This is a genomic window from Rossellomorea vietnamensis, from assembly GCF_001305855.1.
In the GTDB taxonomy this organism is placed as follows: Bacteria; Bacillota; Bacilli; order Bacillales; family Bacillaceae_B; genus Rossellomorea; species Rossellomorea vietnamensis_A.
In genome coordinates this window covers 182710-204542 of record NZ_LIXZ01000001.1, presented here as the reverse complement: position 1 = coordinate 204542, position 21833 = coordinate 182710, and the positions used below count along the sequence as shown (strand labels likewise).

The 21833-nt window shown below is 42.5% G+C and carries 22 protein-coding genes; 19 read left to right on the top strand and 3 right to left on the bottom strand.

Going from position 1 to position 21833, the window contains the following annotated elements; all coding sequences use genetic code 11:
- Window positions 1–95 precede the first annotated feature (95 nt).
- The 3 genes from AM506_RS00990 (at window position 96) to coaD (ending at window position 2839) form a co-directional block, all read left to right on the top strand.
- Complete coding sequence (locus AM506_RS00990) at window positions 96–1502, top strand: hypothetical protein (RefSeq protein ID WP_060669930.1); 1407 nt, start codon at window positions 96–98, stop codon at window positions 1500–1502.
- A gap of 262 nt (window positions 1503–1764) precedes the next feature.
- Window positions 1765–2319, top strand: coding sequence for a 16S rRNA (guanine(966)-N(2))-methyltransferase RsmD (rsmD, locus tag AM506_RS00985; protein ID WP_060669928.1), 555 nt, complete (start codon window positions 1765–1767; stop codon window positions 2317–2319).
- Window positions 2320–2353: 34 nt separating this feature from the next.
- Window positions 2354–2839 carry a pantetheine-phosphate adenylyltransferase gene (gene coaD / locus AM506_RS00980; protein ID WP_060669926.1) on the top strand — a complete coding sequence of 162 codons (486 nt, stop codon included), beginning with the start codon at window positions 2354–2356 and terminating at the stop codon, window positions 2837–2839.
- A 77-nt stretch (window positions 2840–2916) separates the two neighbouring features.
- Here the strand turns inward: coaD and ylbJ are convergent, their stop codons facing one another.
- The gene (ylbJ, locus tag AM506_RS00975) at window positions 2917–4140 is read right to left on the bottom strand and encodes a sporulation integral membrane protein YlbJ (RefSeq protein ID WP_060669924.1); all 1224 of its coding nucleotides are present in this window, start codon (window positions 4138–4140) and stop codon (window positions 2917–2919) included.
- Window positions 4141–4315: 175 nt separating this feature from the next.
- Here ylbJ and AM506_RS00970 point away from each other — a divergent pair, with 175 nt between their 5' ends.
- Together AM506_RS00970 and AM506_RS00965 are read left to right on the top strand one after the other, a co-directional pair.
- Window positions 4316–5095 (top strand): patatin-like phospholipase family protein, encoded by a 780-nt coding sequence (locus AM506_RS00970; RefSeq protein ID WP_060669922.1) that lies wholly within the window; start codon window positions 4316–4318, stop codon window positions 5093–5095.
- Window positions 5096–5099: 4 nt separating this feature from the next.
- Window positions 5100–6143, top strand: coding sequence for a SepM family pheromone-processing serine protease (locus AM506_RS00965; RefSeq protein WP_060669920.1), 1044 nt, complete (start codon window positions 5100–5102; stop codon window positions 6141–6143).
- A 44-nt stretch (window positions 6144–6187) separates the two neighbouring features.
- Here AM506_RS00965 and AM506_RS00960 read toward each other — a convergent pair whose 3' ends face one another.
- Window positions 6188–7405 carry a nucleotidyltransferase gene (locus AM506_RS00960; RefSeq protein ID WP_060669919.1) on the bottom strand — a complete coding sequence of 406 codons (1218 nt, stop codon included), beginning with the start codon at window positions 7403–7405 and terminating at the stop codon, window positions 6188–6190.
- Between the two features lie 476 nt (window positions 7406–7881).
- On the opposite strand from AM506_RS00960, the gene AM506_RS00955 reads away from it, so the two are divergent.
- The 4 genes from AM506_RS00955 to AM506_RS00940 all read left to right on the top strand — a co-directional run bounded on the left by AM506_RS00955 (window position 7882) and on the right by AM506_RS00940 (window position 10294).
- Window positions 7882–8424: a YceD family protein gene (locus tag AM506_RS00955; RefSeq protein ID WP_060669917.1), complete on the top strand. Its 543-nt coding sequence runs from the start codon at window positions 7882–7884 to the stop codon at window positions 8422–8424.
- Between the two features lie 64 nt (window positions 8425–8488).
- Window positions 8489–8662, top strand: a complete 174-nt coding sequence (gene rpmF, locus AM506_RS00950; RefSeq protein ID WP_060669915.1) for a 50S ribosomal protein L32 — start codon at window positions 8489–8491, stop codon at window positions 8660–8662.
- Between the two features lie 134 nt (window positions 8663–8796).
- Entirely contained in the window at window positions 8797–9555 is a 759-nt protein-coding gene (locus AM506_RS00945) for an enoyl-CoA hydratase/isomerase family protein (RefSeq protein WP_060669913.1), read from the top strand.
- Window positions 9556–9682: 127 nt separating this feature from the next.
- Window positions 9683–10294 (top strand): RsfA family transcriptional regulator, encoded by a 612-nt coding sequence (locus tag AM506_RS00940; protein WP_060669911.1) that lies wholly within the window; start codon window positions 9683–9685, stop codon window positions 10292–10294.
- A gap of 47 nt (window positions 10295–10341) precedes the next feature.
- Here AM506_RS00940 and AM506_RS00935 read toward each other — a convergent pair whose 3' ends face one another.
- Window positions 10342–10818, bottom strand: coding sequence for an N-acetyltransferase (locus AM506_RS00935; RefSeq protein ID WP_060669909.1), 477 nt, complete (start codon window positions 10816–10818; stop codon window positions 10342–10344).
- Between the two features lie 233 nt (window positions 10819–11051).
- On the opposite strand from AM506_RS00935, the gene AM506_RS00930 reads away from it, so the two are divergent.
- The 10 genes from AM506_RS00930 (at window position 11052) to AM506_RS00885 (ending at window position 21675) form a co-directional block, all read left to right on the top strand.
- Window positions 11052–12401, top strand: coding sequence for an acetyl-CoA carboxylase biotin carboxylase subunit (locus AM506_RS00930; RefSeq protein WP_060669908.1), 1350 nt, complete (start codon window positions 11052–11054; stop codon window positions 12399–12401).
- A gap of 61 nt (window positions 12402–12462) precedes the next feature.
- Window positions 12463–12678, top strand: a complete 216-nt coding sequence (locus AM506_RS00925; protein WP_060669906.1) for a biotin/lipoyl-binding carrier protein — start codon at window positions 12463–12465, stop codon at window positions 12676–12678.
- A gap of 94 nt (window positions 12679–12772) precedes the next feature.
- Window positions 12773–14314: an acyl-CoA carboxylase subunit beta gene (locus AM506_RS00920; protein WP_060669899.1), complete on the top strand. Its 1542-nt coding sequence runs from the start codon at window positions 12773–12775 to the stop codon at window positions 14312–14314.
- Window positions 14315–14454: 140 nt separating this feature from the next.
- Window positions 14455–15351, top strand: a complete 897-nt coding sequence (locus tag AM506_RS00915) for a 2-dehydropantoate 2-reductase (RefSeq protein WP_060669897.1) — start codon at window positions 14455–14457, stop codon at window positions 15349–15351.
- Between the two features lies 1 nt (window position 15352).
- Window positions 15353–15739, top strand: a complete 387-nt coding sequence (locus AM506_RS00910) for a DUF3397 domain-containing protein (protein ID WP_060669895.1) — start codon at window positions 15353–15355, stop codon at window positions 15737–15739.
- A gap of 88 nt (window positions 15740–15827) precedes the next feature.
- Window positions 15828–17447 (top strand): bacillithiol biosynthesis cysteine-adding enzyme BshC, encoded by a 1620-nt coding sequence (gene bshC, locus AM506_RS00905; RefSeq protein WP_060669893.1) that lies wholly within the window; start codon window positions 15828–15830, stop codon window positions 17445–17447.
- A 219-nt stretch (window positions 17448–17666) separates the two neighbouring features.
- Window positions 17667–18098, top strand: a complete 432-nt coding sequence (mraZ, locus tag AM506_RS00900; protein ID WP_034755875.1) for a division/cell wall cluster transcriptional repressor MraZ — start codon at window positions 17667–17669, stop codon at window positions 18096–18098.
- 38 nt (window positions 18099–18136) lie between these two features.
- Complete coding sequence (gene rsmH, locus AM506_RS00895) at window positions 18137–19072, top strand: 16S rRNA (cytosine(1402)-N(4))-methyltransferase RsmH (protein ID WP_060669891.1); 936 nt, start codon at window positions 18137–18139, stop codon at window positions 19070–19072.
- A gap of 27 nt (window positions 19073–19099) precedes the next feature.
- Window positions 19100–19468 carry a cell division protein FtsL gene (ftsL, locus tag AM506_RS00890; protein ID WP_060669889.1) on the top strand — a complete coding sequence of 123 codons (369 nt, stop codon included), beginning with the start codon at window positions 19100–19102 and terminating at the stop codon, window positions 19466–19468.
- A complete protein-coding gene (locus AM506_RS00885) occupies window positions 19468–21675 on the top strand; it encodes a penicillin-binding protein (protein ID WP_060669887.1) in 2208 nt (735 codons plus the stop codon). Before ftsL ends, AM506_RS00885 begins: the two co-directional genes overlap by 1 nt.
- Window positions 21676–21833: the final 158 nt, after the last annotated feature.

Genomic DNA, 21833 nt, shown 5'->3' with positions numbered 1-21833 from the left:
TTTTATTGAAAATATGGTCTTTTCATAAATATGTACCACTATTATCCTTATACTTCTGCTATTCTTTAAGTAGTAAACGGAGGTAATGGCATAGTATGAAACGATTTGTATTCACTTTTGGTTTTTTGATGATTCTGGTAAGTTCCGGTATTCTCTTTTTCCAGTGGATGGGGTTTACGACAGAGAGTGCAGGTGAATCGAGTGTTGTGGAGGTAAGTCAATCCTATTCCATCATTCATAAAGAAGATGAGTTTCAGGTTACTCAGACGATCCACTTCCCATCAACCATTCCCTCTGACCCACTCCTTTTTAAATGGCCGGCGGGGGCAGAGAACTTCACCTGTAAAGATAAAGAAGAAAACAAATGTTTAACGAAAGAAAACGGTGAATTTTATGTAAGTACCTTGAATCAGGATCCTCAGGAAATCACCATAACCTATTCATTAAAGCAGTCGACGAAAGCTGAGAGTGTGCCATTAAGGAATTGGTATCCTGTCCTATCTGGGATTTCAACCCTCAAAACAGATATTCAGTTAACGGAAAAGAGTTCACGAAACGGAAAATGGATAGCGGGATACCCATCTTCAAACCATAAAAAACTGGATTATATCGATTATTATTTCTTCAGTGGCAGAGGGGAGCCTTCGGATTTAGTCTGGACAAAAGAATCATGGAAAGAGAGTGGATCGGCGACTGTAAAGGTTTTGACCGAGGAAGGGGGGCCAGCCGGATTTGATGGGCTGGATTCACTCGAATCCGCTGACGGTTTTGTGACAATCCTTATTACGGATAATATCAAACCTTTTAAGTCCCCTCATCTGATCGTGATCAATGATGCTTACGGGGAACAGTTGAAAAGTATAAGACAAAGCCTGTTGTATCAGACTTTGTCTTCTAGTGATGAAGATGCGTGGTTGAAGGAATTGGCTGTCAGTATCCTGCTTAATGAGACTCCATACTCTCCCAAACCGGCATGGGCATACAAACAGCTGAAAGACGGTCTCAGCACCTCCCAGTGGGATGATCTTAGACAAAAGATAAAGAATCAATCCGTAGACCGTGTTATGTTCGATGAAGCAGTCAGTAGAGTGACAGGGTTTAAATGCTCTTATTTCGCTGAAGGTGTGAAAGGGAATGAGCATCCTCTGCTTATCCTTAAGGCGAATAAGCCAATGAAGGTCAATCGAAAATCGATTCAGATACCATACATTTCATATCAACAAAAGGAATATATTCAATTTCCTGAGGCGGTCGAGGCCTTAGGCATTGAAATGAAAGAACTGCAGCCAGGCGTATACTTCACTTCCGTAAAGGGGAATACATTAAGGTTCTATATAGATGAAGATTATTTCATTTATAATGAAGAAAATTATGGATTACTGGGGAAGCCGGTTCAAATGATTGGGGATACCATCTTTATGGACATCCACTGGTATGAAAAATTGTTCGATGTGGAAGTGAAGAACGAGGAAAATGCCATCAAGATTTTAAAGGAAATGTAAAAAGCCCTGCAGAACTTTCTGCAGGGTCCTTCTATATCCATCTCTGGAAAGAAGGCAAAGGGAGAGGAGAAACCGGAGGAAGAACTTATGGGGAATCGTAAGTCTTCTCCGCGGTTGGCAACAACATCAGTTAGGATGTTGTTACATTCATTATCACCTATCAAAATGATTTTATACATTTTTGGAGCAAATTCTGAATGTGGCGATATGTGTCGAGATATGATAGGATAGGGAGGAAAAAATACATATATGGTGGATGATTATGAGAGTCATATCAGGTACGTTAAAGGGCAGGCCGCTAAAGGCTGTTCCTGGAAGTGGAACACGGCCCACAACAGATAAGGTGAAAGAATCGATATTCAATATGTTAGGTCCCTATTTTGAAGGCGGGACAGGATTGGATCTGTTTGCAGGAAGCGGCGGACTGGGCATTGAAGCGTTAAGCCGCGGACTCGATTCTGTCATTTTCGTAGATAGGGATCAAAAGGCGTTTCAAACGGTAAAGGCCAATCTTAAAGACTGTGATTTGATGGATCAAAGTGAAGTATACCGAAATGAAGCTACGAGAGCGTTAAAGGCAATATTAAAAAGAGAAATAGTCTTTGACTATATATTTCTGGATCCCCCATACAAACAGCAAAAGCTTCAACAACTGCTGGAATTCATCGATGAACACAATCTTCTAAATGAAAGCGGTTTCGTCATGTGTGAGCATGGATCGGAAATGACATTGGAAGATAGAGTGGGAAGCTTGAAGAAGGTAAGGGAAGAGACCTATGGAATCATCAGAATATCGATATTTTCCAGAGGAGAATGATTGAGGATTACGATAAAGAGCGGGAGGTAAGGTAATGCCAAGTATAGCAGTTTGTCCGGGAAGCTTTGATCCCATTACATACGGACATTTGGATATTATTACACGGGGTGCTAAGGTTTTTGATGAAATGTATGTGGTGGTATTAAATAATTCTTCTAAAAAACCACTTTTTTCGGTGGAAGAACGAATCGAATTGATAAGGGAAGTCACCAGGGATATACCAAATGTAGTAGTCGATTCATTTCAAGGTTTGTTGGTCGATTATGCGAAGAGTGTGAATGCAAAAGCGATCATCAGGGGATTAAGGGCGGTATCGGACTTTGAATATGAAATGCAGATCACGTCTATGAACCGGGTACTGGATGATGAGATAGAGACGTTCTTTATTATGACGAATAACCAGTATTCTTTCTTAAGTTCGAGTATTGTCAAAGAAGTGGCTAAATACGGAGGCGATATCTCTGAGCTTGTACCGAAACGTGTAGAAGAATCGTTAAAGACGAAATATCAACGTGACTAACCATAAAGGGTTGATCCAACTATAGACCTTATATTCACTAACTGTGATAGTGGTCTAAGGGGATCAACCCTGCTTTTTCAATCATTCACATGTTTTCGTGCATATAGAATACTGTATACGATCAGACTTGAAATTGTGATGACGGGACCGGCAGTCTTGAACCAATAAAGCATGTCAGTCCAAAATGCGTCGTTGTGCCTGGCGAACACCGGGATGGCGTTGGATAGCTGTTCATCGGAAAATCTTTCATAGATGGGCTTCCAAATGAGAATGGTAGTAACAGATGCTGCAATTCCGTGAACAAAGCGGGCGTAGAAGAAAGGTTTAAATCGAATATCCGTATCTGCAAGGATACTTGCTACCTGTGCCTGTACGCTGAAACCACTGAAGCCCAATATAAAGCTTGTGATGATCGCTTGATGGAGGAGGGTGGCTTCAGTTACACCGCTAGTGAGTTTTGAGCCCAATGTGATTTCAAAGAGTCCTGAAATAAATGGGATGCTTAACTGGTCGGGTAATTGCAGAAGTATAAATAAAGCCGATAGACCCTCGGCAAAAAAGGTCGTAATGTGCATGTGATACAGCATTTTATTAATAACAGAAAATAAGATGATGAATCCACCAATCATTAATAAAGTCTGAATGGATGAAGTGACGGCATCCCCCAATAGTTTGCCGATGGGGCGTTTGTCCTGCAGTCTTGTCTGGTGAAGTGCCGAGAAAGCTTCCCGGAGGATGAATCCTTTCCTTTTTGTTGGGCTGCTGCTTCTGATTTCTTCCTTCTCTTTGACTCCATAGAATCTCATGACGACTCCAACACAAATATTCCCGATATAATGAGCGGCTGCCAAAACAATGCCAAGCGTAGCGTTTTGGAAGAAACCGACGGATACTGCTCCGAATATAAATAACGGGTTGGACGAGTTAGTGAATGAAACGAGTCGTTCCGCTTCCAACTTCGAAATTTGTTCTTCCTGACGCAACCTGGCCGTCAATTTAGCTCCTGCGGGAAAACCCGATGCCATCCCCATCGCCCACACAAACCCGCCTACTCCCGGGACCCGGAATAATGGTCTCATCAAGGGCTCCAGCATTACTCCTATAAACCTGACTACCCCAAATCCGATCAGCATTTCAGATACAATAAAAAATGGCAATAAGGATGGAAAGACGATTTCCCACCACATGTCCAAACCTCTGATGGATGCCTCCAACGATTCCCCGGGCATCAAGATAAGAGATGTGGCAAATACCGTCACACTTATGGATAAAGCCAAGGTTTTGATTTTGGATTTGAACAACAGGACTTCCTCCCCTAAGAAAATAGTTCCTTCTATTTCAATTCCTTGTGAAATGGGAAAAGAATGATAAAATGAGATTAATTCAACTTGTCCTCATATTATTCAATATACTCATACATAATTGAAATAGACCATATGATGAATAGACCGATTACTCGGGAAAAGGGGGAAGGGCATGGATAGACCAAAGATCGGATTAGCCCTTGGCTCGGGTGGCGCAAGGGGTTTTGCTCATTTAGGCGTCTTGAAAGCCTTTGATGATGCTGACATACCGATTGATATGATTGCAGGCAGCAGCATGGGGGCACTTGTCGGCTGCTTCTATGGGGTCGGCCACAAGATGGAAGACCTATACAAGCTTTCCACTACCTTCAGAAGAAAGTATTACTTGGACTTTACCGTTCCGAAAATGGGCTTCATATCTGGTAAAAGAATAAAAGAGTTCATTCAGCTTTTTACTCATAATAAAAATATTGAAGATTTAAATATCCCTGTAAGTGTTGTGGCTACTGACATTACCAATGGAGAAAAAGTCATATTCACAACCGGTCCAATAGCCAGCGCTGTAAGGGCAAGTATCGCCATACCGGGTATTTTTGTGCCGGAAAGGATAAATGGCCGTCTATTGGTGGACGGGGGCGTCATCGACCGTGTCCCGGTTTCAGTGGTGAAAGAAATGGGAGCGGATATTGTGATCGGGGTCGATGTGTCTCATGTGAAACGCAATGCAGAAATCACCACCATATATGACGTGATCATGCAAAGCATTGATATCCTTCAACTGGAAATCGTCGCTCACCGTGAATTTGCTTCTGATTTCATGATCAGACCACATGTAGAAATGTACAGCACCAGAGCTTTTAAAAACATTGAAGAAATCATTGATATGGGAGAAGAAGAAGCAAAGAAGGCTATTCCTTCCATCAAGGAAGCTTTGGACAATTGGAAGGAGTAAACATATGAAAACGAAAACGCTGATAAGAATCCTGCTCATTATGACCATCGTTATGGTCGCCACTTCTTTTTATTATCTGCCTTTCTATGTAACGAAACCCGGAAGTGCACATGAACTGGATCCGATCGTCCACGTCGAGAATGGATATGAAGACGATGGGGAACTGATGCTGACGACCGTCAGAATGGGAAGGGCGAATATATATGCCTATCTAATGGCGAGCATAAGGAAGTATGAATATATCTTTCCAGTAGAGGAGATCAGGAGCCCCCATGAAAGTGATGAAGAATACAATCTTCGCCAACTTCAGCTCATGAATAACTCCCAAAGCCATGCCATTGAGGTTGCTTACAGCAAAGCAGGCAAACCGTATGAATATAAGTATAAAGGGATTTATGTATTGAATATATATCCGGACATGCCGGCTGAAAAGGTCTTGAAACCGGGCGATCGGATCACAGCAATCGACGGTCAAACGTTTCAGTCGTCACAAGAATTCATTGATTACGTAAGTGGGAAAACAAAAGGGGACAAAGTGGACATCACGTTCGTCCGTGATAAAGAGGAAAGGGTTGAAGCGATTCCACTGGAAGCATTCCCCGATGTCCCTGATAAGATTGGCCTCGGCATCACATTAAGCGATGATAAAGAAATTATTACTGATCCACCCGTAAAGCTTGAGACCGAGGAAATAGGGGGTCCTTCTGCCGGATTGATGTTCAGTTTGGAAATCTATGATCAACTTACCGAGGGAGACCTTGCAAAAGGGCACAGGATTGCCGGGACCGGGACGATCTCAGAAGATGGAACAGTCGGGCGTATCGGTGGCATTGAACAAAAAATCATTGCTGCTGACAAAGCGGATGCCGAATATTTCCTTGCACCGGATGAAACCATTACGAAAGAAATGAAGAAAAAATACCCTGATCTTGAATCCAACTATACCGCTGCGAAAAGAACTGCTGAAGACATCGGTACGGATATGAAAGTGATACCAGTGAAAACATTTGATGAAGCACTTTCCTTCCTCAAATCGATCAAAAACTGAACAAAGAGACTGCCTTCAATAGAGGGGCAGTCTCTTTGTTTGAATCACATTGTCTTCATGATAGGCGGTTGAGACCACTCTTTTCGAAGCAGTCTTTTTCGTGCATCTGGATCCTGCAGTCCCAATGAATAGATTTCGGCGGCCTTGACATCTAGATGTACTTCGTGTTGGTTCGCACTGGACAGCTTGCTGATCAAAGGAAGGGAGAGGTTCTTTTTACGGGAACGGATATATTCCCTCCCCTTTTCATTCATCCCTAAAAGGCGGATATAACTTGGGGAGTCATGCCGGCTCCGCATCTCTTCTTTATGGGTATCGGTTAATACGTGAAGGAGCATTCTTTGAAGGCGTGTCCACGTATACCGCTTCGTCTTAAGCTTCGTCATGAATTCTTCAAAGGACAAGGAAGTCTTCGCATACTCTACCATCCGGTTTTCTATTCCCTCTTCTACTTCATATATATCCTTCAACTCACCTTTTGAAGAGGAGAGAAGCTTGTATTGAAGCAAGGTCCAATAATTCTCCCACCTGTGGAACCCTCCATACTCGCTTTTGTACCTATCCAGTTCCTGCACAGAACCGGCAGGAAGATAAGATCCGATCTCTTGATCCCCTCTCGTACTGAATATGCTTTTTCGAATGCTGGTTGCACTGGCAATGGAAGGGGAAGAGAAATGTTCATCATGGTAACCGGCTGATTCCCGCATAATGGTATACGCTTTTAACGAAGAACAAAGTTGGTTCCTTGCTTCCAAATAGTGAAATCCCAAAATATTGTTGGGTTTACTTAAATCGATGATATCGTCCTGATGGCCCAATTTCCGAAAGGCACCGGCCAGTGCTGAAGGATAGCTCATCCCTTCCTGGATAAATTCTTTTATGTAGGTATCGTATTGTTCCTGGTTGGTTTGGATGAAACGAATCGTGTTGAGGAAAGCATCCATATCACCATCTTCGCTACCGAAACAGAAACTTCCACAGCCTAAACGATCAAGGAGAGAAATGGCACCTTTGGAAAAAATCTCCGCATGCTGAGTCGCAAAACAATATGGAAGCTCTATGACAACATCCACTCCCGCTTCCAATGCCATCCTGGTACGTGCCCATTTGGAAACGAGTGCAGGCTCCCCGCGCTGGAGGAAGTGCCCACTCATCACGGCAACGACAATATCCGCCCCTGTAGCAGCCCTCGTCTCCCTCAAATGATGTAAATGCCCATTATGAAATGGATTATACTCCACAACTACCCCTGTCGCCCTCATAAAATCCACACAACCTTTCCCAAATCAGTCTCATATTCTTTATAGTAGAAAATAAAAGTACTCAAATATCATATTTTATTGAATCTAACTAAATATAACATATTTTATGATTCTGCCTTTCCGTTAGATTGGAAAGACTATTCTTTAGAATCAAAGAGTGGATCGTAGCGGAAGCCACTTGACTCCTGCGGGAAATAGAGGAAAAGTCAAGACCCCGCAGGGCAACAGCCCGAGGAGGCTTGACTTCCTCCCCGAGGAAAGCAAGTGGCTGCAGCGGAGAGGAACGGTCTCTGTTTTAAAACGAGCCATTTATGCATCTCAATAGTAAATCATAACGAATATCATAAAATATTTGAAAGTCCTTATATTTAAACGTTATAATTACAACACTATGGATATAAAGAGTGTAAAGAAAAAATATTGACAAACGGTATTATGAAAGCTATAATTACCTTTGTTGCCTTGAGGTGATTACATTGAAATGGTCAATAATCCAATTACAAAAATTTAGAGACAAGGGACTTTCCATAGACGAAACGATTAATTTGGACGACCTGAAAGAAGTCGATCCCCAAATTATAGAAGTCTCGCCTATTCGGGTGTCTGGAAAGGCAGATATTGGTTCAAACCGTGTCACTTTCCATCTTCATATAGAAGGGAAGTTAGTCCTGCCTTGCTCAAGAACCCTTGTGGATGTCGATTTACCAGTTGACATCAATACGATTGAGACGTATCTTCTTAATGAAGCTGATTATGATCAGTATGAGGAAGAGGAAGTACATCGTATACAAGGTGATGTTATTGATTTAAAACCGGCTATTAGAGAATTGCTGTTACTTGAGATTCCGATGCAAGTAATCAGTGATGAAGCGAGAGAACAAGATGAGATGCCTTCCGGTAAGAACTGGGAAGTGATGACCGAAGAACAGGCTCGTCAAGTCGAACAAGAGGAAGAGAAGAAAGTAGATCCTCGACTCGCTGACTTAGCAAAACTTCTTGATCAAAACAAGAACTCTTAAAAGCGAAGTACCAGCTCGACTGGCTTCATAATGAGTATGAATCTCTTTTAAGGAGGTGGGAAGAATGGCAGTACCTTTTAGAAGAACTTCTAAAACAGCAAAAAGACAACGTCGTACACACATCAAACTAAGTGTACCTGGTATGGTAGCATGCCCAAACTGTGGTGAAATGAAATTGGCACACCGTGTTTGTAAAGAGTGCGGAACGTATAAAGGAAAAGAAGTTGTAAACAAATAATCGTTTACACTTCAAGAAAAGCGTGAAGAGACCATGGCTCTTCACGCTTTTTGTTGTTGTATATAGAGAAAAGGTCTGTTCATCCCATCGGGAAAACCATACACTATAAGTAAAATAGGAAGGGGCTTTTGAAAATGGGAGAATATGCAATACATATGAACAATGAAGGGATATTAGAGTTTATCATCGACCGACCAGATAAACGAAACGCTGTGAGCTATGACATCATGAATGGGCTTCGGAAGGCAATGGATGAGACCGTTCAAAACGATCAAGTGAAAGCGCTCCTCATAACCGGAAGTGGAGATCAGGCTTTTTGTTCCGGGGGAGACTTGTCACAGTTCCACAATCTGAAAACAGAAAGTCAAAGCTACGAAATGCTTAGTAAAATGGGTAGCCTTCTTACGAGACTAGCCTTTCTTCCGAAACCTACCATTGCCTTCATCAATGGAACAGCTATTGGCGGGGGATGTGAAATCGCCACTGCATGTGACTTCAGAGTTTCAAGAAGAACCGCAAAAATGGGATTCGTGCAAGGGAATCTCGCCATCACCACCGGGTGGGGAGGAGGGACCCTGCTCCTTGAAAGGCTGCCTGCTTCCAAAGCCCTTTCTCTTTTAATGACTGCGCGTCTGGACCAGGCAGAAGCCCTTTTTCAAATGGGGTTCGTAGATGAAGTGGTGGATGAAAAGATACCTGTACATGAAGTGCCATTTATTAAAATGATTTCATCTAAATCTGCAGGGGTTTTGAAGGCATATAAGAGACAACTTCTAAACCGATGGAATACAGAGAGGATAGAAGCGAATATCGTTGAGGAAATCAAACAATGTTCCAAACTTTGGGCACAAGATGAGCACCACATGGCAGTAGAACAATTTTTATCTAAATAGGCAGATGACCAAAAGGAGCAGGCGAAAGCCGGTTCCTTTTTTGTATATTAAAAAATAGTGATGCTGATTCTATCTTCTCTAGTAAGAGCATATGTATGGAGAAACTGACGAATTAGGGGGGATGGAAATGTCTTCAAATAGACAGGATGCCTGGAGCCAGGATGAAGATGTATTGTTAGCGGAAGTGGTATTGCGCCATATACGCGAAGGTGGTACTCAGCTGCAAGCGTTTGAAGAAGTAGGAAAAAAACTATCAAGGACATCCGCGGCATGCGGTTTTCGTTGGAATTCATTTGTTCGTAAACAATATAAATCCGGAATCGAACTGGCAAAGAAACAGAGAAAGCAATCTAAGAAACACTCTCCGTTAAAGAGACCGTTTGAAGAACAGCAGGAAATCCCGACGGCTGAAAGTACGTCGGAGTCTCCGGAAGCATTTTCGATGGGAAGTATGATACAGTACCTTCAAAAGGCTGAGGAAGCCGTCCGTAATGAGGAGAAGGTACGAAATGAAAACAATCAACTTCAAGAACAAATCTCACAACTGCAGGAAAAGCTTAAAGAAACAGAAGAAGAGTTGAAAGAGTTCCAAGAAAAATTCAATCTCCTTGAAGAAGATCATAAATCTTTATTAGCTATCTTTGAAAAAGCGAGGAAAATGGCTCTGCTACAAGGAAATGAAGACAAAGTGAAATTTCAAATGGATAAGAACGGTAATTTACAAAGATTGAATAAATGAATAGAAAAAGGCTGACTCAAGTTACTTGAGCAAGCCTTTTTTGTGTATTAACTGATCTTCTGTTCTTTGACCCCTTCAGGGAACCATACGTATGGATTTTCACCTAAGTCTCTTTCTACTTCGTATGTTACGGCTTCAAACCCCATTTTCTCCCAAAATCCTTGAGACTTGATACGGGAGTTTGTCTTGATTGGCAATCCGAAGTCCTTGGCGAATTCCACTAACTCTTTTCCGTAGCTTTTATTCTGATACTTTGGCAATACTTCAAGCTTCCAAAGCTCCAGGTAATTCTGGGGAGGATCGAAGTATTGATCAAAACGGGCATTGCGCTGGTAGAGACTCATTCTGGCAACCAGGGTATCCCCGAAGTATATTCCGTAAAATGGAGATTCACTATCGTTTTCAATAATATTCGCCTGAAGGTCCTCAAGCATGGATAATTCCTGTACACCATATTCTTTAAATTTCTTAAACTCCTCTAGAGTTTTATAGTTTACTTTTAATTTTTCCACTTTCACTGCCATAGTATGACCTCCTAAAATGCTGAAAAATGATTCTTTGGAAACATGAAGAATGTTGTATGCGGTTGCAATTCATTTAATAATTAGAACATGTATTTACTATTATTATATAACAAAATAACAAAAAATTCTGCACTTAATTAAGAAAACGTTTACAATGGAGAAGAAGGATTTCGACGATTTTTGTAGAATTCGTATTATGAACAGGTGTGTTCTATGAAGAAAGGGGAGAGATTGTGCAGAAGATATTAATTGCAAACAGGGGAGAAATCGCTTCAAGAATCATCAAAACATGTAAACAATTAAACATTCAAACAGTCGCGGTTTATTCAGATGCAGATCAGGATATGCCCTTTGTGAAAGAAGCGGATGCTGCATTCCGCATAGGTGAATCACAAGTGAACCGTTCATACTTGGTAGTGGACAATATACTGGATGTTGCAAAGAAAGAAAACGTGGATGGAATCCACCCTGGTTACGGCCTGCTATCAGAGAATGCTGACTTCGCGAAGAGGGTGACGGAAGAGGGCTTTATTTTTATTGGTCCTGCCCATGACATCATTGAGAAAATGGGAGATAAGGTAGAGGCGAGGAGAGTAATGCAGGAAGCGTCTGTCCCTGTAGTACCAGGGAGCGACGGAGGAGTCGCTACCATTGAGGCTGCTAAAAAGGTTGCACAGGAAATCGGCTATCCCGTTATGTTGAAGGCAAGTGGCGGAGGCGGGGGGATAGGAATGATCCGCTGTGAAAATGAGCAAGCGCTCGTTCAAAGCTTCGACTCTACCAAAAACCGTGCTAAAGCTTATTTCGGGAAAGAGGAAGTCTTTCTTGAGAAGTGTATAGAAAATGCGAGACATGTAGAAGTACAAATCTTCGGTGATCATCATGGCAATCTCGTGCATCTATTCGAACGAAATTGTTCAGTACAACGAAGAAACCAGAAAGTGATAGAAGAATCACCTTCTCCTTCCCTTTCTCAAGAAACGAAGGAAAAGATGTTCACAGCTGCCATTCAGGCTGGAAGGGCAGTGAATTACACGAATGCAGGGACAGTAGAATTTATCGTTGATAAAGAAGAGAATTTTTACTTCCTTGAAATGAATACCCGCCTTCAGGTAGAGCATCCGGTCACTGAAACGGTCACAGGGCTCGATCTTGTGAAATGGCAGCTGCTTGTCGCGGGCGGAGAGCCTCTGCCTCTTTGCAGGCAGGAGGAAATCCGGAATACCGGGCATGCGATTGAGTTCAGGGTATACGCAGAAGATCCAAAGACGTTTTACCCTTCTCCAGGAAAGCTGACAGAATTGACATGGGGCGAAGGGGAAGGCGTCCGCATTGACAGCGGATACGAAAAGGGGAACAATGTGACTCCATTCTATGATCCGATGATATCTAAATGTATCATCAAAGGAAATGACCGCCAGGATGCACTGAATAAAGCAAAGGATTTCTTTGCAGGTGTGGCGATTGAAGGGGTCAAGACGAATGTCGGTCTTTTCAGGGATATCATTGAAGACAGCGGCTTTATAGAAGGATCCTATACGACAAAATGGCTTCAGGACTTTTTGACAGCCAACCGTACGTAATGCGCTGCGGAATGCTCCGCACCTAAATCAAACATTAGAAGACAAAATGGAGGAATCAATCATGAAGGAAATCACATCAACAATGGCAGGAACGGTATTAAATGTATTAGTGGAACAAGGTGGAGAGGTGTCTACCGGGGATACGGTTCTAATGCTTGAATCTATGAAAATGGAAATTCCCGTTGAAGCTGAAGCGGGAGGGAAAGTGACAGAGATTAAAGTAAGTGTAGGGGACTTCGTGAATGAAGGGGATGTATTACTTACGATCGAAGGATAATCATGGTAAAACAATGAGCCGGAAATCAATGGCGATTTCTGGCTTGTCTGTGAGCCATTCTTGTATAGTTACATAAAACGACGGAGGGGATAGTATGTCGACATCTAAAACGATCATCAATACTCTTGAAGAGACGAGAGAAAGAATTGCATCCGGTGGTCAGACTAAATATCATGAGAAATTGAAAGAACAGAAAAAGATGTTTGTCCGGGATCGTCTGCAACAATTATTTGATAATGGGGATTATCAGGAAGATGGGATGTTTGCCAACAACAAGGCTGAAGATTTACCGGCTGATGGTGTTGTGACGGCGATCGGTAAAGTAGGAGGTCAGACTGTGTGCGTCATGGCCAATGATTCCACGGTCAAAGCCGGATCCTGGGGTGCGAGGACGGTAGAGAAAATCATCCGGATCCAAGAAACGGCACTCAATTTAAAAGTGCCTATCTTCTATCTAGTGGACTCGGCAGGCGCACGTATCACCGATCAGTTAGATATGTTCCCGAATCGGCGGGGGGCAGGTAAAATATTTCATAACCAAGTGAAGATGTCCGGGATGGTTCCACAAATTTGCGTCCTTTTTGGACCATCGGCAGCTGGGGGAGCCTATATTCCGGCCTTCTGTGACATTGTCATCATGGTAGATGGCAATGCGTCCATGTATCTTGGGTCGCCTCGAATGGCGGAAAAAGTCATCGGGGAGAAAGTGACCCTTGAAGAAATGGGTGGTGCAAGAATGCACTGTACAGTCAGTGGATGTGGTGACCTGCTTGCTGTATCCGAAGAGGAAGCGATTGAAGAAGCGAAGAGGTACTTAAGTTATTTCCCGGCAAATTATCAGCACAAGTCAAAAGTATTGGATGGACTTGCACCTAAACATGATAAACTGCTGGAAGACATCATCCCTGAACATCAAAATGCTCCTTTCAATATGTATGATTGCATCGATACATTGGTTGATGAAGGAAGCTTCTTTGAAATGAAAAAGCTGTTCGCTCCTGAATTGATCACTGGTTTCGGCCGACTTGACGGAAAGGTAGTGGGCATCATTGCCAATCAACCGAAAGTGAAGGGTGGAGTCCTTTTCCATGATTCTGCGGATAAAGGGGCTAAATTCATTCAATTATGTGATGCTTTCCATATTCCTTTATTGTTCCTGGCTGATGTACCTGGATTCATGATCGGGACGAAAGTGGAAAGAGCGGGGATTATCCGACACGGAGCAAAATTGATAGCTGCCATGAGTTCTGCAACGGTAACGAAAATTTCAGTGATTGTAAGGAAAGCTTATGGAGCAGGTTTATATGCCATGGCTGGTCCTGCATTCGACCCGGATGTGTGTATTGCTCTTCCTACGGCGCAAATCGCCGTAATGGGTCCTGAGGCTGCGGTGAATGCCGTCTATTCCAACAAGATCCAGGCTATCGAAGATCCGAAAGAAAGAATTCAGTACGTCCAGGAAAAACAGAAGGAATATAAAGAACATATCGATATTTATAAACTGGCTTCTGAATTAATTGTAGATGAAATCACCGCACCGAATGAATTACGTTCCGTATTGATCCAACGTTATAAGCTTTATGAAACAAAGGATGTCAAGTTCAGTGACAGAAAACATCCAGTTTATCCTGTATAGGGCTATATTAAAGCAGGGCTCGTTCCTTTGGGACGGGCCTTTTCTTTACAACAGGAATTGATTCTTTCTGCCTATAACCGTTTTCTCACTGAGAAAAATTTGGTAAAATGTTCATAAATGATGAAAAAGAAGGAGTTTGTATGAAAATTGGAATCGTAGGAGGAGGAGCGGTCGGCCTTTTATTTGCCGGTTATCTGGGCAGGTTATTTGATGTTACCCTTATCGTGAGGAGAGAGTCTCAAGTCCGCTCACTGTTGGAAAATGGAGTTACCATACTTAAAAAAGGGTCGGCAATTACAACCAAAGTCGGAGCAGTCCAAGAATTCGAAGTCCAGAAGGAATTAGACCTTGTCATTGTGGCTGTGAAGGAATATGATCTCCCGTTTCTTAGAAAGGAACTTGTGGAACTCGGTCCTCAACTGCCTCTGATGTTTATTCAAAACGGGATAGGTCATGTTGAATGGGTGAAAGCATTACCCCATCATCACTTGATCGCGGGCTCGGTGGAACATGGAGCAATGAAGGAAAATGATGTCACCGTCCATCATTTAGGGGAAGCAGGGACGAATATTGCGTTAATTAGAGGGAATTGGCGTGTTATAGAAGAATTAGTATCAAAGAGCCCTGCTTCCTTCCCATTTTCAATCCAGCACGACTTCGAGAAAATGTTGCTGAGTAAATTATTCGTCAATGTATTAATCAACCCCCTGACAGCTTTAACGGGTGTGACGAACGGGAAGCTTGTTGACAACCCGTATTTCCAAGGACTGCAGAAGGATCTATTCAACGAGATGCTACTCTTATTTCCCCAAATGGAAGAGGATATCTCCTACGAAAAAGTAGTCGAGATCTGCCGGAATACATATCAAAACAGATCATCCATGTTAAAAGACATAGAATCACAAAGAAGGACGGAAATTGAATCGATCATGGGCGTCCTTCTGCAAAAAGCGCAAAAAGAACACCATTTTGTACCCATCATGAATCTACTTTACCCATTAGTTAAAGGAATAGAAAGAGAAGGTTTGGGGGGATAAAATGGCTTCCATTTTTTCAACGATCATTGCCATTTTCGTTATGATTCCATTTCTGGGTTATTTCATTAGCTTCATTCTTGCCAAGGAAATCTTAAAAAGTCATCGGAGAGCTGTTCATATCGCCATTGACATTACGACATTTCTCTTGATTGTATCTGTTCACTTTATTGTCCTCGCCATTTGGAAGACATCATACCTGTGGCTCATTTTTATTGTGGTCTGTTCAATCGGGGTTTTGTTTGCCATTATGTACTGGAAAGCAAAAGGGGAGATCGATTATCCTAAAGTACTTAGGGGCTTCTGGCGGGTGAACTTCCTTTTATTTTTCACTGCCTATATCACATTAATGATCACAGGTCTCATCCTCCGAATTCTAGAGTTGTATTAAAAATTAGCAGGCAAGTTTTTTCCTTTTCCTTAAGTGGAATGATATACTCATCGTTAGGATATCAAGAGCTAGAAAAGGAGTAATTCATATGGAATTGGAAAGCTTAAACATTCCAGCAATAAATCAGTTTGCGTCTAAATACTTAAAACAAGAAGAGCCTGTCACTTCTTTTTTTCACTATAATATCAACAGATCATCCGTTTACGAGGAACGGATGGAGGATTTAAGTTCCCGTCGTTTCCCTCGGGAAGGTCTCTCAGAGTGTATCTCTTCCTATATGAAAGGGCTGCCTACTTCCGATAAAGTAGAAGAGTCACTTGAGAAACTGAGGAATAATGCGGTAACCGTCGTGGCCGGTCAACAGGCAGGTCTTTTGACAGGGCCTCTTTATACCATACATAAAATCATTTCAGTCATACAATTGGCCAGGCAGCAGGAAGCGAAACTTCGGCATCCTGTTGTACCGGTTTTTTGGATTGCAGGAGAAGACCACGATTATCAGGAAGTCAATCATATTTACGTTGAAAAAGGATCAAAGCTTGAAAAGGTCGGGTATCCTGAGAGAGTATTGGAAAAAAAGATGACCTCTCACATAACGTATTCCAACTCAGTAATGAAGAAATGGCTTGATGACATTCTGGTTGCTTTAGGGGAAACGGAATACTCAAAACAGCTTTCAGTGGAGCTTCATCAAATGATCGATGAGGAAGAATCAATCGTACGCTTATTTGCCCATATCGTGATGAGTTTATTCAAGGAATTTGGATTACTGGTCATTGATTCATCCCACCCGCCACTTAGAAAACTTGAAGCGGCCAATTTCCGGCATTTGATTGAAAACAGCCAGTCGATAACGGATGCGGTCCTTCTGCAACAGCGCGACATCCGGGAAAGTGGTTTTCAAACTCAGCTGGAGATCTCTCCCTCTGCAGCCAATCTTTTTCTTCAAATTCAGAATGAAAGAGCTTTATTAGATCGGGATGGGGATATGTTTTACGAGAAAAATAGCGGGAAAACATTTTCTTCCGTAGAGTTATTAACGATGTTGGAGAAAAGCCCTGAATCATTCAGCAATAATGTCGTCACAAGGCCGATGATGCAGGAATGGTTATTCCCGAACCTGGCGTTTATTGCAGGACCCGGTGAAATAGCCTACTGGGGAGAATTGAAAAGAGCGTTTGAATATGTAGATTTGAAGATGCCTCCCGTCGTGCCACGATTAAATATCACCATTGTGGAAAGGGAGATAAACAAGAGGATCCAAGACCTCCAATTATCCATTCACGGAGTGATTACTGAAGGGGTAACAACTGCCAGGGATGCCTTTTGGAAATCCCTTGAACGTCCAGGGTTAGAAAAGGAAATGAAGAGCATTCAGGATGATCTCGATCGCCGCTATGAGGAAATCCGTAAACAGGCCGTCTCAATTGATCAGGGATTAAATCCGATTCTTGATAAGAATCTTGAATTCCATCATGGTCAGTTCGATTATTTACGCAAAAAAATTGACAAAGCGTTAAAAGATAAGCATTCATTAGTCTTCACTCAGTTCATGAAAGTGGAAAACAGTATCAGACCGAATGAAGGGCCACAGGAAAGAACCTGGAATGTCCTCCACTTCATGAACAAATACGGCCCCACTTTTGTAAGGGACCTGACCCTGTTGGATTATTCCTTTGATGGCACCCATAAAGTGATATATATCTGAACGGTCAATATAAAAAAGGACCCAATTCGTTTTTATATGCGAATTGGGTCCTTTTTCTGTTGTTTACAGACAAAATTCAACCAGGGAAATTTGTCTGTAAAAGCAGGAAAAACACTAATGAAAAATAGAGGGAATATTTTGCAAGAAAAGAATATAGAAAAGTGTGGAGAAAAGTGGGGGGATGTGGTACATTTGTGATAGAAAGTGGGGGCAGTGCATATGTTCATGGGCGAATATCAACATAACATTGATAATAAAGGCCGTTTAATCGTACCTGCCAAGTTCCGTGATCATCTCGGGGATTCATTTGTCATCACCCGGGGACTTGATCAGTGCTTATTTGGTTACCCCATGGATGAGTGGCGATCCTTAGAGGAAAAGCTTAAAGCCCTGCCGCTTACTAAAAAAGATGCCCGTGCCTTCACTCGGTTCTTCTTCTCGGGGGCAACCGAGAGTGAACTGGATAAAACGGGCAGGGTGAATATTCCTGCTACACTTGTGAATTATGCACAATTGGATAAAGAATGCATTATTTTGGGAGTTTCCAATCGAATTGAGATTTGGAGTAAATCATTATGGGAAGACTATTTCACACAGTCTGAAGATTCATTTGCCGAGCTTGCAGAGAATATGGTGGGATTTGATATTTAGACCACCACAAAACGTTCGATTGGAAAGGTGAAGTCAACATGTTTAAACATACAACCGTATTATTGAAAGAAACTGTAGATGGACTGGAAATCAAGGAAGATGGAGTCTATGTGGATTGTACATTAGGCGGGGCAGGCCATAGCGAGTATCTTGCCAGTCAGCTTTCATCCGAAGGGCATCTTTATTGCTTCGATCAGGATGAAACGGCCATCAACCATGCGAAAGAAAAGCTTGCAGCATATCAGGACAGGGTAACATTCGTTCAATCAAATTTCCGACATATCAAGGAAGAACTTGAACATCTCGGAGTACATAGTGTGGATGGGATTCTATACGATCTGGGTGTGTCATCTCCTCAGCTGGATACTCCAGAAAGAGGCTTTAGTTATCACCACGATGCGCCTCTCGATATGAGAATGGACTTACAAGGTGAAGTAAGTGCTTATGATGTCGTCAACCACTGGTCGTTTGAAGATCTGGTCCGGATTTTTTACCGGTATGGGGAAGAGAAGTTTTCGAAGCAGATTGCAAGGAAGATTGAAGCCGCACGCGAAGTGAAAGCTATTGAAACAACAGGTGAATTAGTCGAACTGATCAAGGATGGGATTCCGGCACCTGCAAGACGAAAGGGTGGTCATCCTGCCAAAAGGGTCTTTCAAGCGATCCGCATTGCCGTCAATGATGAGCTTGGGGCCTTCGAGGATTCATTGGAACAAGCCATAGGGCTTCTGCATAAGGGTGGAAGAGTGAGTGTCATTACGTTCCATTCGTTGGAAGACCGGATTTGTAAAACGATGTTCAAAGAAAAGGCATCAGGACCGGACCTGCCACCGGGATTACCTATCATCCCGGAAGGATATGAAGCAGAACTTAAACTTGTTACGAGAAAACCGATCCTGCCGAGTGAAGAAGAGTTGGAAGAAAATAATCGAGCCAGGTCGGCTAAATTGAGAATCGCAGAAAAAAATATATAAAAAAAGAAGGAAACAGGAGGGAGAATTTTGAGTAACTTAGCCAGAAATTATGAGCAGCAAAATGTTGAGAAATCCTATCAGTCCGTTCAAGCCAAACCCCAAAGACTAAATGAGGAAAGAAGGTATGGGATCACTCCTGGTGAAAAGATCCTGGTAGCTATCTTTGCAATGGTATTTTGTTTCCTCGCCGTTCAAATTGTATCGACTCAGGCTGCCATCTATGATGCCAATAAAGAAGTTCAGCAAGTAGAAACGACGATTGAAAAGCAGGAAAAGTTGAATACTGACCTGAAACTTCAAGTAAGTGAGCTTAGTACGTACGAGCGTATTCTTGAAAAAGCAAAGGAACTTGGACTCAACTTAAAAGAAAAGAATGTTAAGGTTGTTGAACAATAATGAAAAAAAGACCAAGTATGAACATAGGGGCAGCCATCCTTTTCGGGATTTTCGGCTTGCTCTTTTTTGTATTAATGGTGCGATTTGTCACAATTCAGGTCACGGGGGAAGCAGATGGAAAGGTCCTCGCTTCACAAGCAGCGAAAAAATACATTAAAAGTCATATTTTAGAAGCGCACAGAGGAACGATCTTTGACGGGAAAGGGGAAGTCATTGCAGAGGATACGTCCGCTTATACACTGGTTGCGATATTAGATCCAAGTATTACGAGCGATCCCAAAAAACCGAAGCATGTGACAGACCCGGAAAAGACCGCCAAAGTCCTCTCCAAATATCTTAATATGAAGGAAAGTGCAATTTACGACCGGTTAACCAAAAAAGGTCAAAACAATAAACTTCCGTATCAAGTGGAATTTGGTGCTCCAGGTAGAGATTTATCCCATCAGATGATGCTCGAAATCAAAGAAGAAGATATTCCTGGTGTTACATTCAGGAAGGAAGCGAAGCGATTCTATCCTAACGGCTCCTTCGCCTCACATCTTATCGGGTTCGCGCAGAAAACAACGGACGACGATGGGGATTCTACAACAGTGGGTAAAATGGGAGTGGAAGCAAGCTTCAATGATGTATTGAAAGGCAAGGATGGCTCTGTTGCATATAAGAGTGATGTGTGGGGCTATCTACTACCAAATTCAGACGAACATGTTACTCCACCGAAGGACGGGGATGACCTTTATCTGACCATCGATAAGAAAATTCAAACCTTCCTTGAAGAAGCAATGAATGAAGTCCAGAAAAAATACAAGCCCAAGAAAATGTTTGCGATTGTTTCTGACCCGAAAACAGGGAAGATTCTTGCCATGAGTCAAAGACCTACCTTTCACCCGGATACACGGGAGGGGCTTTTGGATAACTGGACGAATATCATCGTAGAAGATACATATGAACCGGGATCCACGATGAAGTCTTTCTCCCTAGCAGCTGCAGTGAATGAAGGGAAATTCAATCCGAATGAAACGTATGAATCTGGTAAGTATTATGTGGAAAATGTTCCAAATCCGATCCGGGATCATAATGGAGGAGAAGGCTGGGGAACGATTACATTCCTTGAAGGCGTTCAAAGGTCTTCCAATGTTGCATTTGCGAATCTGCTGGATAAAATCGGGTTTAAGAAATATGAAAACTATTTACATGACTTTGGTTTTGGAGAAGCGACAGACGTAGGGTTACCAAATGAGGCATCGGGTTCGATCCTTTACCATTACCCGATTGAAAAATACACGACCATCTTCGGTCAAGGTACGACCGTCACACCGCTTCAAATGGTTCAGGCGGAGTCGGCGATTGCCAATGATGGGAAAATGATGAAGCCTTATGTCATTTCAAAGATCGTCGATCCGAATACAAAGAAAGTCATCAAAGAGACGAAGCCTGAAGTTTCAGGAAGCCCCATTTCGAAAGAAACGGCGATCAAGACCAGGGAGTACCTGGAGACGACCGTCACATCTGAACATGGTACAGGACAGAAGTTTGCGATAGAAGGATATCGTGTCGGAGGTAAATCGGGTTCGGGTCAGATTCCTGATCCATCAAATGGTCGTTATATGGTAGGGAAAGAAAATTATCTTTTCTCCTTCATGGGTATGGCGCCCATCGACGATCCTCAGTTAATCGTGTATGTCGGGGTCCAACAGCCTGAATTGGAACCGACTGAAATCGGATCGGATCCGGTCTCGGCCGTCTTCAATCCTGTTATGCAAAACAGCTTAAAATACCTGAACATCAAGCCTCAGGAAAAAGTGAGCCTGAAGAAACAATCACTCCCTGAAACGAGGGAGATGAGCGTGGAAGAAGCGAAAAAAGAGCTGGAGAAAGCAGGGGTCACTCCTATCGTGGTCGGAAATGGTTCAGAAGTGGTCAAACAGCTTCCTCAAGGAGGAAACCCTATGCTTGAAGGTGAAAGAGTTGTGATCAAAACCGATGGAGACATTACCATTCCGGATATGAAAGGATGGTCTGTAAGGGATGTCTTTAAAGTAGCCAATATCGCCGGTCTAAAGATCAATATGGTTGGAAATGGATATGCTTTCAGCCAGAATATACAGCCTGGGATAAAGGTCAATAAAGATGAGCCACTCGTCGTCAACTTTAAGACCCCTGAAGAAGCAGCTGCACCAAAAGAAGAGGAAGAACAACAATTAAATTAGCATAAAAGGGATGACTCTAAAACCGGAGTCATCCCTTTTTGTCCATCCTTACACAAAACGGTATTCCGCTTAAAGCAGCCATTTAGTCTTTCACTGAATTCAAACATACCACCATAAGTCCAAGCATATAATGGAACGAGCCATAGAAGGGGAGGTTC